Origin of the sequence: Jiangella rhizosphaerae (assembly GCF_003579925.1) — a bacterium.
In the GTDB taxonomy this organism is placed as follows: domain Bacteria; phylum Actinomycetota; class Actinomycetes; order Jiangellales; family Jiangellaceae; genus Jiangella; species Jiangella rhizosphaerae.
Map to the genome: position 1 here is coordinate 1 of NZ_QUAL01000124.1, position 11,565 is coordinate 11,565.

General features: G+C 72.6%; 13 protein-coding genes, 2 tRNA genes, 1 pseudogene and 1 riboswitch. Of the genes and pseudogenes, 2 read left to right on the forward strand and 14 right to left on the reverse strand.

Translation table 11 applies throughout. The annotated features are described in order from the left end of the window. The 6 genes and pseudogenes from DY240_RS12780 to DY240_RS12805 form a co-directional block, all read right to left on the reverse strand. Positions 1-215 (reverse strand): annotated as a pseudogene (locus tag DY240_RS12780) (cobalamin biosynthesis protein); the annotation flags it as partial. Then, the gene (locus tag DY240_RS12785; RefSeq protein WP_119660267.1) at positions 212-1,015 is read right to left on the reverse strand and encodes an ABC transporter ATP-binding protein; all 804 of its coding nucleotides are present in this window, start codon (positions 1,013-1,015) and stop codon (positions 212-214) included. The pseudogene DY240_RS12780 and the gene DY240_RS12785, both read right to left, overlap by 4 nt. Next, positions 1,012-2,028: a FecCD family ABC transporter permease gene (locus DY240_RS12790; protein ID WP_119660275.1), complete on the reverse strand. Its 1,017-nt coding sequence runs from the start codon at positions 2,026-2,028 to the stop codon at positions 1,012-1,014. Before DY240_RS12790 ends, DY240_RS12785 begins: the two co-directional genes overlap by 4 nt. Positions 2,029-2,077: 49 nt before the next feature. Further along, positions 2,078-3,052 (reverse strand): ABC transporter substrate-binding protein, encoded by a 975-nt coding sequence (locus DY240_RS12795; protein ID WP_199701407.1) that lies wholly within the window; start codon positions 3,050-3,052, stop codon positions 2,078-2,080. Between the two features lie 72 nt (positions 3,053-3,124). Beyond that, positions 3,125-3,270: riboswitch (cobalamin riboswitch) on the reverse strand. A gap of 23 nt (positions 3,271-3,293) precedes the next feature. Beyond that, on the reverse strand, positions 3,294-4,193 hold the full coding sequence (locus tag DY240_RS12800; protein ID WP_119660269.1) for a sigma-70 family RNA polymerase sigma factor: 900 nt from the start codon (positions 4,191-4,193) through the stop codon (positions 3,294-3,296). A 124-nt stretch (positions 4,194-4,317) separates the two neighbouring features. Continuing rightward, complete coding sequence (locus DY240_RS12805) at positions 4,318-4,713, reverse strand: winged helix-turn-helix transcriptional regulator (protein ID WP_119660270.1); 396 nt, start codon at positions 4,711-4,713, stop codon at positions 4,318-4,320. 62 nt (positions 4,714-4,775) lie between these two features. Between DY240_RS12805 and DY240_RS12810 the strand changes: the two genes are divergently transcribed. Both DY240_RS12810 and DY240_RS12815 read left to right on the forward strand, forming a co-directional pair. Further along, positions 4,776-7,061 (forward strand): LLM class flavin-dependent oxidoreductase, encoded by a 2,286-nt coding sequence (locus tag DY240_RS12810; RefSeq protein ID WP_119660276.1) that lies wholly within the window; start codon positions 4,776-4,778, stop codon positions 7,059-7,061. Positions 7,062-7,120: 59 nt separating this feature from the next. Next, a complete protein-coding gene (locus DY240_RS12815; protein ID WP_119660271.1) occupies positions 7,121-7,303 on the forward strand; it encodes a hypothetical protein in 183 nt (60 codons plus the stop codon). Positions 7,304-7,711: 408 nt separating this feature from the next. On the opposite strand, the gene DY240_RS12820 is transcribed toward DY240_RS12815, so the two are convergent. The 8 genes from DY240_RS12820 to DY240_RS32825 all read right to left on the reverse strand — a co-directional run. Then, positions 7,712-7,787 (reverse strand) — tRNA-Ala (locus DY240_RS12820). A gap of 147 nt (positions 7,788-7,934) precedes the next feature. Continuing rightward, on the reverse strand, positions 7,935-8,684 hold the full coding sequence (locus DY240_RS12825; RefSeq protein ID WP_119660277.1) for a MerR family transcriptional regulator: 750 nt from the start codon (positions 8,682-8,684) through the stop codon (positions 7,935-7,937). Positions 8,685-8,842: 158 nt separating this feature from the next. Further along, positions 8,843-8,983 carry a DLW-39 family protein gene (locus DY240_RS32820; protein ID WP_169790490.1) on the reverse strand — a complete coding sequence of 47 codons (141 nt, stop codon included), beginning with the start codon at positions 8,981-8,983 and terminating at the stop codon, positions 8,843-8,845. An 85-nt stretch (positions 8,984-9,068) separates the two neighbouring features. Further along, the gene (locus DY240_RS12830) at positions 9,069-9,599 is read right to left on the reverse strand and encodes a DUF305 domain-containing protein (protein ID WP_119660272.1); all 531 of its coding nucleotides are present in this window, start codon (positions 9,597-9,599) and stop codon (positions 9,069-9,071) included. A gap of 54 nt (positions 9,600-9,653) precedes the next feature. Then, positions 9,654-10,025, reverse strand: coding sequence for a DUF6153 family protein (locus DY240_RS12835; protein WP_147375306.1), 372 nt, complete (start codon positions 10,023-10,025; stop codon positions 9,654-9,656). A 49-nt stretch (positions 10,026-10,074) separates the two neighbouring features. Beyond that, entirely contained in the window at positions 10,075-10,686 is a 612-nt protein-coding gene (locus DY240_RS12840) for a dihydrofolate reductase family protein (protein ID WP_119660274.1), read from the reverse strand. A 149-nt stretch (positions 10,687-10,835) separates the two neighbouring features. Continuing rightward, positions 10,836-10,909 (reverse strand) — tRNA-Ile (locus DY240_RS12845). An 86-nt stretch (positions 10,910-10,995) separates the two neighbouring features. Continuing rightward, positions 10,996-11,565: DUF3566 domain-containing protein (locus tag DY240_RS32825; RefSeq protein WP_199701409.1), on the reverse strand; the 570-nt coding region annotated here is incomplete at its 5' end.

Here is an 11,565-nt window from a genome sequence, read left to right on the forward strand (position 1 = left end):
CGCGACACCGCGACGCCCGCGCCGTACGCCGTCGCCGCGCCGGCCACCCATGCCAGCCCGCCGGCGACCAGCGCATGGCCGGGCGGGCCCGCCGGCACGTACCGGCCGGCCCACGCCAGGTAGCGCCCGGCCCACCGCACCGGATGCACGGCCAGCGGCGGCTCCCGGAACGCCGCGTCGAGCGCCGTCGCGACCGCCACGGCTGCCGCGCTCACGCCACACCCTCCTGACCGCGGGCCGGGCGCGACCGGAGCGGCACCACCACGACGCCGCCCTGCGGGTCGGTCACCACGCGCACCCGCGCACCGTAGTGCTCGCGGATGAGCTCCTCGGTCAGCACCTCCTGCGCCGACCCCTGGGCCACCACGCGGCCGCCGACCAGCAGCACGAGATGGTCGGCGAACTGGCCGGCCGTCGTGAGGTCGTGCAGCGCGCTGACCACCGTCAGACCGCGCGACGCCCGCAGCTCGTCGACCAGCTCCAACACCTGCTGGGCGTGGCCGAGGTCCAGCGAGCTGGTCGGCTCGTCCAGCAGCAGCACCGGCGCCTGCTGGGCCAGCGCCCGGGCCAGCACGGCGCGCTGGAACTCCCCGCCGGACAGCTCGGTCACCAGGCGCCCGGACAGCGAGCGCAGCTCCAGCGTGTCCAGCAGCTCGCCGGCCACCGCGAGGTCCTCCGCCGACTCCGTCCCGAGATACGGCACGTACGGCGTGCGCCCGAGCAGTACGTAGTCGAGGACGGTCATGCCGTCGGGCCGCGCCGGATCCTGCGGGACGACGGCCACCAGACGGGCCCGTTCCCGCGACCGCAGCCGCGCCACCTCGACGCCGTCGAACGCGATGGTGCCGGCGTGCTCGACCGCCCCGGACACCGCCCGCAGCAGCGTCGACTTCCCCGCGCCGTTCGGCCCGACCAGCGTGACCCACGTCCCGGCCGGGACGGTGAGGCTGACGTCGTCGACCACCCGCCGCTCCAGCAGGGTGACGCCGACGCGGTCGGCCGTCAGGGCGGTCACCAGGTCCTCCGCGCGCTGCGCAGCACCAGCGTGAAGAACGGCGCGCCGACGAACGCCGTCACCACACCCACGGGCAGCTCGCCGGGCGACACGACGGTCCGCGCGACGAGGTCGGCGACCACCAGGAACGTCGCGCCGACGGCGGCCGCCAGCGGCAGCACGACACGGTACGACGAACCGGCCAGCATGCGCACGATGTGCGGGACGACGATGCCGACGAACCCGATCAGCCCGCTCACCGACACCGCCGCCGCCGTCCCGAGCGTCGCGGCCAGGACCACCGTCAGCCGGACCCGGGCCGCCGGGACGCCGAGCGTGCCGGCCTCGTCGGGGCCGACGCTGAGCACGTCGAGCAGCCGGCGGTGCGCCAGGATCACGACGGCCGACACCGCGATGTACGGCAGCACCGCCAGCACCTCGTCCCATCCGGCGGTGAGCAGCCGGCCGAGGATCCAGCCGTACACCTCGCGCAGCGAGTCGGAGTTGCGCTGGTTGACGTAGGTCTGCACCGAAGTGAGGAACGCCGCGACGGCGACCCCGGCCAGGATCAGCGAATTGGTGCTGCGGCCGCCCACGCTGCGGCCCAGCGCGTACGTCGCGGCCACGCCGAGCACGCCGCCGGTGAACGCCGCCAACGGCACCAGCAGCCGGTTGCCGCCGGAGACGATCGCGAACGTCGCGCCCAGCCCGGCGCCGGCGGCGACGCCGAGCAGGTAGGGGTCGGCGAGCGGGTTGCGGAACACGCCCTGGTACCCGGCCCCGGCCAGGGCGAGCATCGCACCGACCAGCAGGCCGAGCACCACCCGCGGCGCGCGCAGCTGCCAGAGCACCGCCGCCTCGCGGTCGTCCAGCCCGCCGGCGAGGTCGATGCCCGGGACGAGGTTGACGATCTCGGTGACGACGCCGCGCAGCGGCAGTCCCGCGGGCCCCACGGTGAGGCCGAGCAGGACCGCCGCCACGAGGACCGCGAGCGACCCGAACAGCCAGCGCCGGGGCAGCCGGACCGGCCGCAACGTCGGGGTCGCGGCGTCCTGCTCGGTACCGGCGGCACGGCTCACGGCGTCATTCGACCGGCGCGAGCGCCGTCCGCTCCTCGACGACGGTCCGCAGGAAGTCGACGATGCGCGGCCCCCAGCGGCTGGCGATGTCGGGGTCGACCTCGACGACGCGGTCCTCCCGCACGGCGGTGAGCTGGTCCCAGCCGGGCCGGGCCGCGATGTCCTCGGCCGTGACGCCGCCGACCCCGCCGTCGGCGAAGAAGATGACGTCAGGGTCGGCCGTGACGATGAACTCCGGCGACAGCTGTGGGTAGCCGCCGGCGGCGTCGGGCGCATCGTCGGCGATGCTGGTCATGCCGGCGAGCCCGTAGATCTCGCCGATGAACGTGCTGCTGGTGACGGTGTACAGGTTGGCGTCGAGCTCGTGGTAGTACGTCACGGGCGGCGCGTCGGCGGGCACCTGCGCCACCAGCTCGTCGACCTCGGACCGCAACTGCCCGACCAGCTCGGCGGCCTCGCCGACATGGCCCGTGACGGCGCCCAGCTGCTCGAGCTGCGTGTAGGTGTCGTCGAGCGTGACGGCAGGGGCCAGGACGATCGCGGGGACGTCCACCGCGGCCAGGCCGGAGACCAGCTCGCCCGGGTCGCTGGAGGCGATGACGAGGTCGGGGTCGTAGCCGACGATCGCCTCGACGTTCGGCTCGAACGCGGACAGGTCGGTGGTCGGTGCCTCGGCCGGGTAGGTGGAGTACGAGTCGGCGGCCACCACGGCGTCGCCGGCGCCGATGGCGAACAGCATCTCGGTGGCCGTGGCCGACAGCGAGACGATCTTCTCCGGCTGCTCGGCGATCTCCACCGGCCCGTTCTCCGTGTCGACGGTGACGGGGAACGCGGCGGCGTCGCCGGCGCCGGCGGTCTCGGACGACGGGGCGCCGCTCGGCGCGGCGGTGTCGTCGCCGTCGTCGTCGCCACACGCGACGAGGACGAGCGGGAGCGCGGCCGCGAGCAGAGCGAGCCGCAGGGGACGGGTGGTTCGCACGTACGCCTCCTTCACGACGGTAAAGGGGCGCGGATGGCGGGGCGCCATCTGCGAACCGCCCTTCTACCGAGGACGAATCCGAGCCACGAGGCTGGCGACCTGGCTCGTCCGTCCGCGGCAGGCGGGCGGCATCACAGTTGCGGGACAGCGCCGGAATCGAACCGGACTTCGCAGACACTCGTCGCACCCGGGCCGCAGCCCGGGCATTCGCGATCCTATCCCCTCCGGGCGGTGCCCGGGATCAGCGGAGCACCGTGACGTCCATCGCCGCCAGCCGGTCGGGCTCGCCGACGATCTCGATGGCGGTGATGTGGTCGCCGTCGAAGGTGAAGCGGAAGACCGCGCGCAGCGCTCCGCCCACGCCCACCGCGGCCGCCGGGACCCCGTCGACGAGCGCCGGCCGCGCGCCCTGGGCGCGGCCGGAGAAGGTGCCCGCGACGGCGGCCGCACCGTGGATGAGCCGCTCGAGGGGCGGCGCACCCTGGGCTCGGGCCGCCGCGGCGTTCTCGACCGCCCGCTGGTCGGCCTGGAGGACGACCTCGGGGTCGAGCAGCGCGAGCAGGTCGTCGAACTGGCCGTTGCGCGAGGCGGCGAGGAACGCGTCGACCACCAGCCGCTGCCGGACCGGATCGGGGGACGCGGTCCGGGCGCCCTGGACCCGGCGACGGGCCCGGCTGGCCAGCTGCCGGGTGGCGGCCGGCGTGCGCTCGAGGATGACCGCGATCTCGTCGAACGGCATGGCGAACAGGTCGTGCAGGACGAACGCCAGCCGCTCGGCCGGCGCGAGCGAGTCCAGCACCACGAGCAACGCCGGACCGACGGCGTCGGCCAGCATCGCCTCGCCCTCGGGGTCGGGCGCGGCGGCGTCGACGGTGGCGGCGCCGCGGTCGCCGTCGTCGAGCGGGTCCTCGCGCCGCGACGTCCGCGACCGCAGCATGTCCAGAGCCACCCGCGACACCACGGTGGTCAGCCAGCCGCCGAGGTTGTGCAGGTCACTGGTGTCGGTCCGGCTCAGCCGCAGCCACGCCTCCTGCACGGCGTCGTCGGCCTCGGCGGCCGAGCCGAGCATGCGATAGGCCACGGCTCGCATGCGTGCCCGGTTCTCCTCGAACCGCTGAGCCAGCCACTCGTCGTCGCGCATCGGGTCCCACTCTCGCGTTCTCTGGTGTCGTCACATCCCTTGACGGACCGCGGGCGCCGAATGTGACCGGGCGCATGGCCGGCGCCTGCCCCACGGGTGACGACCGGCCGATCGACGACGTGGGCTACGCGCGAGCCTGATCGGGCCGCCGATGCGTGCGCTCGTACTCGTCGACGCTCCACGCGACCAGCGGCTGCAGCGCACGCATCAGGCTCCGGCCGCGCTCGGTGAGGCGGTACTGCACCAGCACCGGCGTGGTGGGCACCACCGTCCGCTCGATCAGCCCCTCGGCCTCGAGCTCCTTGAGCCGCTGGTTGAGCAGGCGGTCGGAGATGCCACGGACCGCCGCGCGGTACTCCACGAAGCGGGTGGCGCCGCGCGCCGCGGCCATCATGATGCCGCCGCTCCACTTCTTGCCGATGATCTCGATGTAGCCCGTGAACAGCCGGCACTTCTCGTCGTCGATGTGCTCGTATCCGGTGGCCGGCCGCCCGGGAGCAACTCTGGTATCGATAGCCACTTACTCATGATAAGTCGCTAACGGCATGTTGGCCAAGTGTCATGCCGTTCCGGAGACTGAGGATCGTGAACTACGGCCACCGTCTCGAGTTCGGCACCTTCATCACGCCCACCAACCAGTCGCCGCAGACCCCCGTCGCGCTCGCCCAGCTGAGCGAGCAGCTGGGATACGACGTGGTGACGTTCCAGGACCACCCCTACCAGCCCGCGTTCCTCGACACCTGGACGCTGCTCACGTGGGTCGCCGCGCAGACGTCGCGGGTGCGGCTGTCCGCGAACGTCCACAGCATCCCGCTCCGGACGCCGGCCGTCCTCGCGCGCGCGGCGGCCAGCCTCGACCTGCTCTCGGACGGCCGGGCCGAGCTGGGCATCGGCGCGGGCGGCTTCTGGGACGCCATCGAGGCGATGGGCGGGCGCCGGCTCACCCCCGGCGAGTCCGTGCAGGCGCTGAGCGAGGCGATCGACGTGATCCGCGCCCTGTGGGACGTGGACGCGCGCGGCGGCGCGCGGGTCGGGGGGGAGTTCTACCGGCTGGACGGCGCCAAGCGCGGCCCCGCGCCGAAGCACCCGATCCCGCTGTGGATCGGCGCGCTGAAGCCGCGCATGCTCCGGCTGATCGGCGAGAAGGGCGACGGGTGGCTGCCCAGCCTGCCCTACCTCGAGCCGGGCGACCTCAAGCGCGGCAACGCGATCATCGACGAGGCCGCACAGGCCGCCGGTCGCGATCCGCGAGAGATCCGCCGCCTGCTCAACATCGGCGGACGGTTCGGCCCGTCGCGCACCGGCTTCCTCCAGGGCACCAGCCAGGACTGGGTCGACGACCTGCTGCCGCTGGTCGTCGAGGACGGCGTCGGCACGTTCATCGTCATGGGCGACGACCCGCGCACCATGCAGCAGTTCGCCGAAGAGGTCATGCCGGCGCTGCGCTTGGCCGTCGACGCGGCTGTGCCCGCAGGCTCCGCGGGCGAGCGGATCCGGCCGGCGGCGGCGCTCGCGGCCCGTCGCGAGGGCATCGACTACGACGGCGTGCCCGCGTCGCTGCGCGACTCCGCCGTCGAGCCCGGCGACCCCGGCTACCGAACGCTGCGCGGCGGCTACCTGCGCGGCGGGTCGCCCGGCCTGGTGCTGCGCCCGTCGTCGACCGCCGAGGTGGTCGAGGCGCTGGCGTACGCGCGGCGCCACCCCGACCTGCCGCTGGGCATCCGCAGCGGCGGCCACGGCATCAGCGGGCGATCGACCAACAACGGCGGCCTGGTCATCGACGTCGGCCGGTTGGACCACATCGAGGTGCTGGACGAGTCGCAGCGGCTGGTGCGCGTCGGCGCCGGCGCCCGCTGGATGGACGTGGCGACGGCACTGGCACCGCACGGCTGGGCGTTGTCGTCCGGCGACTACGGCGGGGTGGGCGTCGGCGGCCTGGCGACGGCCGGGGGGATCGGGTACCTGTCGCGGTCGCACGGGCTGACCATCGACCATCTGCGCGCGGTCGAAATCGTGCTCGCCGACGGATCGGTGGTGCGGGCCAGCGAGACCGAGCATCCGGACCTGTTCTGGGCGGTCCGCGGCGCGGGCGGCAACTTCGGCATCGTCACCTTCTTCGACTTCGTCGCCGACGAGGTGGGCGACGTCGGCTGGGGCTTCCTCACCCAGGTCGCCGAGGACATCGCGGACTACCTGGTCCGCTGGGGCGCCGCCGTCGAGGGCGCGCCGCGCGACTTCACCAGCTTCCTCGTGATGGGTCCGCCCCGTAACGGCCAGCCGGCGGTCGCGCAGACCCGGTCGGTGGTCGAGTCGTCCGATCCGGAGGTCGTGGTCGCCCGGCTGCAGGAGATCGCGTCGATCGCCCCGCTCTACGACCAGGAGGTGACGATCACCCCGTACGCCTCGATCATGCAGAACGCCACCGGCCCCGCCCACGTGGCGACCGGCGAGCCGCTGGCGCACAGCGGACTGGTCGAGCACATCACGCCGGAGTTCGCCGAGGCCGTCGCGTCCGCCCTGGCCAGCGGTGCGATCTACTTCTTCCAGATCCGTGCCGTGGGTGGCGCGGTGTCGGACGTGCCGTCCGACGCGACGGCGTACGCGCACCGGTCGGCCAACTTCGCGGTGACGGCGATGGGCGGCCACGCCCAGCGGCTGGCCGAGGCATGGGCGACGCTCCAGCCGTTCTTCTCCGGTCTCTACCTCAGCTTCGAGACCGACCAGACCCCGGAGGTGCTGGCCGCGGCCTTCCCGCCGGCGACGCTGGAGCGGTTGCGCGAGCTCAAGGACCGCTATGACCCCGGCAACGTGTTCCGGCACAACTTCAACGTCGCCCCCTCGACCAGGGCGGCGGCCGTGACGACCTGACGGAGAAAGCAGTAGTCGCTACTGACGCCCGATGCATTGTCACCGGTTAATCTGCCGACATGTCCCAGGGTCAGCTGCGCTACCGCGGGCGCTGCGCCGACTGCCCATGGGTCGGGCGGCCGTTCATCCGCTACGGGACGGCGGAGGCGGCGGCACGCGACCATGCCCGCGCGAACGGCCACATCTGTTTCGTCGTCGACCAGTACGACCTGCGCATCGCCGGATCGACGATCCGATGGTGAACGACAGGGCGAGACCTGCTCAACCGCAGCGCTGGTGCCTCGCTGCGGAGGATGTGCATGGCACGTCGGCGGTCACCCATGGCTCGTTGAAAGTGACCATCCGTGCCGGATATGCCCGAATGAAGGAGCACTTCAACGTGCCATGGTGTGAGCCGACATTCTCCGTGACGACCTGCCGTCGCTCAGGGTGACGACGAGTGGTGGACGACTGGGCCGGCGGTGTGAGCGATGTCGGCGCCGTCACCGTGACGACGGCGACGCCGCCCGCGCCCGGTCACACGGCATCGCTGGTGACGCCCGAGTCTTCATGATCGGCCACGCCGTCATCAGCGTTGTCGATGTCGGCTCACAGCCATGGCTCGTCGTGAGGCCGCGCTGGAGTGTCTCGACGCCGTCCGACCCCGTCGCTGGTGGAGACGAGGGGAATCGAACCCCTAACCCCCGCCTTGCAAAGGCGGTGCTCTGCCAATTGAGCTACGTCCCCGATGGTGCGGAGCGGCCATCACGCCGAGGGCGCGCGGCCGAACCGCGCCGCCAACCATAGCGCGTCACCGCGCTGTACAGCGAATTCTCTACGAATCCGGCACCCCGCGGGCCGGGAGATCTGCAGCTCTCCCGAACCCGCCGGACACTACGCGAGCCGCGAGTCGGCGTAGGCCTTCATCGCGTCGCGGAGGTACTCGACCAGCGCGTCGTCGCCCTGGCCGATGTTCTGGCGGAAGCGGTCGTCGTCGACGTAGAGGTCGGCGAGGCCGCGGTAGGCGTCGCGGTCGGGCGTCCAGAACAGGCACACCCACCGGTAGTGGCCGTCCACGACGTCCTGGACCCGCGCGTCGTCTGCCGGTACGCCGTCGGCGCGGAGCGTGGCGAGTGCGGCCAGCGCCGCACCGAAGCCCTCCCGAGCCTGCGTCGCCTGGTCGGCCGACCAGCCGCGCATCCGGGCGGTCGCGTCGTCGATGGCGAGGTCGCCCCAGCGCGAGCGCGCCTCCTCCTCGTAGGGGTTCTGCTCGAACCCCGCGAACATCGAGTTCGCCGTCATGGTCCCTCCCTTCTCGAGGGTGGTCATGGTGGACTCCACGGTCTCGACCAGCCGGTCGATCCGGTCCCGCTCGGCCAGCAGCCAGGCGCGGTGCCGCCGCAGCACGTCGACGGCGCTGGCGCCGTCCTGCGCGGCGAGCACCTCGCCGATGGCGTCCAGCCCGAGACCGAGCTCGCGCAGCAGCAGGATCCGCTGCAGCCGCAGCAGTTGCTCCTGCTCGTAGTAGCGACGGCCTCCGTCGGCGGTCCACGCCGGCTCGAGCAGTCCGATCGCGTGGTAGTGCCGCAGCGTCCGCGACGTCACCCCGGACGCTTGCGCCACCTCGTTGATCGACCAGCTCATCGTGTGTTCCGTGTCGTTCACCCGGACCGGGCTCTCCGATCCGTCCACGACGGTAATCGTTGACGTTACGTCAACTTCAAGTCGAGAAGACAGCAGACGGCCGCGGAGACCTCGCCACGAACGGACGAGGGCTCACGCGGCCGTCGGTGATGCAGGGATCAGCGCGGGTCGGCGGGCGGGATGGGATCCGTGGCCTCGGCCCACAGGTCCTGCTCGGCCCGTCCGGACTGGTAGCGGCGGTAACCGAGGTAGCCCACCACGGCCACGACCGCTCCGAACAGGATCTTCTTGTTGAACACGATGGTCCGCCTCCAGACGGTGGTCGACTCTCGTGTGAGGTTAACGCAGAGCCCCCGGCGGCAGCAGGGCGACGTCGGAATCACGTCACCCCAGCATGCGCTCCATCCGCGCGATCTCCTCCTCCTGCGTGTCGACGATCTGCTCGGCCAGCTCGCGTGCCTCCGGGTCGATGCCGTCGTCGAGCTGGGCCCGGGCCATCGCGATCGCGCCCTCGTGGTGCTCGATCATCATGGTCAGCCACATCCGCTCGAACTGCGCACCGGTCGCGGCGTCCAGCGCGGCGAGGTCGTCGTCGGTGAGCATGCCGGCCATCTCGTGCGCGTGGCCGCCCTCCAGCGGCGGGGGCACGTACCCCCAACGGTCGAGCATCGCGGTCATCCGGTCGATCTCCGGTTGCTGGGCGTCCTCGACGGCGGCGGCCAGCTCGACCAGCTCGGGGCTGACGCCGTCGGGCGGCAGCATGCCGGCCATCTCGACGGCCTGGGCGTGGTGCGGGATCATCTGCCGCGCGAACTCGACGTCGGCAGGGCTGAAGTCGTCACCGTCGTCGGACGAGCCGCAGCCGGCCAGGACGACGAGGGCGAGGGCGGGCAGGGCGAAGCGCCTGCGGTCCATGACGTAGGGGTCCCTTCGAGACTGGGTGAACGGCGGTCGGGATACACCGAACCGTCACGTCCGCAGTACACACAGGGACGTCAGCAGCGCGGAGCCATACAGGCGCGGCGGGGGTCGTACCCGGCGGGCCGGCCAGGTCACGACGGCGTCGCGGGCACGCCGGGCGAGCGGCGGCAGCCGGCGCAGCAGCACCCGGCCGGCCAGCACCAGCACCGCAGCCGTCAGGACCGCCAGGCACAGATGCACCAGCTCATGGCCCGACGGCGACGGCGACGGCTCGCCGTCGTGCCCCTCGGCGTGGGCCGCCGCCGCGGGCTCGTGCGCCGGGCTGTGCCCGTCGGCGTGGCCGGCGCCGGCGACGTGGTGCATCAGCACGATGCCGAGCAGCAGCGCGGCCAGCACGAGCAGCCGCGACACCGTCCTCACGGCGCCGAGCCTACCGGGACCGGCGCAGGCGGCACGACGCCGCGGCCGGTCAGGAAGGGGCCCGACGCACCGGGTAGCGCAGGTGCAGCACCCCGGTCCCTTGGATGACGACGTCGGGGTCACCGAGCATCAGGTGTCCGTCGGTGAGGGTCCCGAAGAAGGGCTTGCCACGGCCGAAGACGACCGGAACGACGTCGATGGCCACGTGGTCGATCAGTCCCAGCGCCAGCGCCTGGCCGCCGACGTCGCCGGCGCCCACCCCGATCTCGCCGTCGCCGGCCAGCTCCTGAGCGCGGGCGATGCCCTCCTCCACCGAGGTGGCGAAGTGGTACGACGCCTCCGGGTGCCAGCCGTCGGGCTTCGGCCGGTGCGACACGACCACCACGTGGTCGCTCGCCGGCGGATGCCCCTCCCAGCCGTTGGTCAGGTCGAACTGGTGCCGCCCGACGACCAGAACGCTCTGGCGGGCCCACATGCCCCGCACGTACTCGGCCGACGCCGCCGAGACCTTGAACGGCGCGCCGTGAACCTCAGGATGGTCGTCGTCGACGAGCGGATGATCGCCGCTGAAGTACCAGTCGTGCAGCGGCCCCACCTCGTCGCGCTCATCAGCGATGTAACCGTCGAGCGAGGCCACCGCGTGCAGGTATGTCGTCCCCATGACTGCTCCTCCTGCTGATCGACAGCTCGGACTCCGAGCACCAAGCCAACCGCAGGACGACTTCAGATCTGCTTCACCGCGGCCCAGTGACCGCCGCACCGGTGCGAGAAAGCCCCCGTCGGGCTGGCCGATGGGGGCTTCAAGGTGGGTGGGCCTAACAGGACTTGAACCTGTGACCTCTTCCTTATCAGGGAAGCGCTCTAACCGTCTGAGCTATAGGCCCGGGGTTTCGCACCAGGTGCGCCGCAGCAGCGTACCTCACCGTCGGCGGCCAACCCAAACCGGCTGACCGCCGCCGCGGGCACCGGCTCAGTCGTCCTCGGCCAGGGTCAGCTCGAGGCCGCCGAGCAGGCTCGCGGAGAGGTTGTACAGGAACGCGCCGAGCGTCGCCAGCGCCGTCAGCAGGACGACGTCGACCACCGCGATGAGCGTGGTGAAGCCGAGCACGCGGGACAGTTCGACGTACTGGTTGATGTCGATGCCGGAGTTACTGTCGGACGCCGTCATGTCGGTGACGATGTCGTCGATGGAGCTGAAGACGCCGGCGGCGTCGAGCACCGACCACAGCACCGCGACCGCGACGAACAGCGTGATGCCGAGCGCGACCGACAGCAGGAACGCCGTCTTCATGACCGACCACGGGTCGACCCGGAGCAGCCGGAGCCGGGCCTTGCGGACCCGGCCGGGACGGCGCGAACTGGTGGACCGCGTGGGGTTCGGGGTGGCTGCCGCCGTCTTGGCGGGAGCGGCCGGACGCGGCGCGGGCGGGACCGCCTCGAGACTGGCCTGGGTGTCGACGGCGAGGTTCGACGGCGGCGCGGGCGCGGCCGGGACCGGCCCCGGCTGCGCGGCGGGCGCTGCGGCCGGGAACGCCGCCGG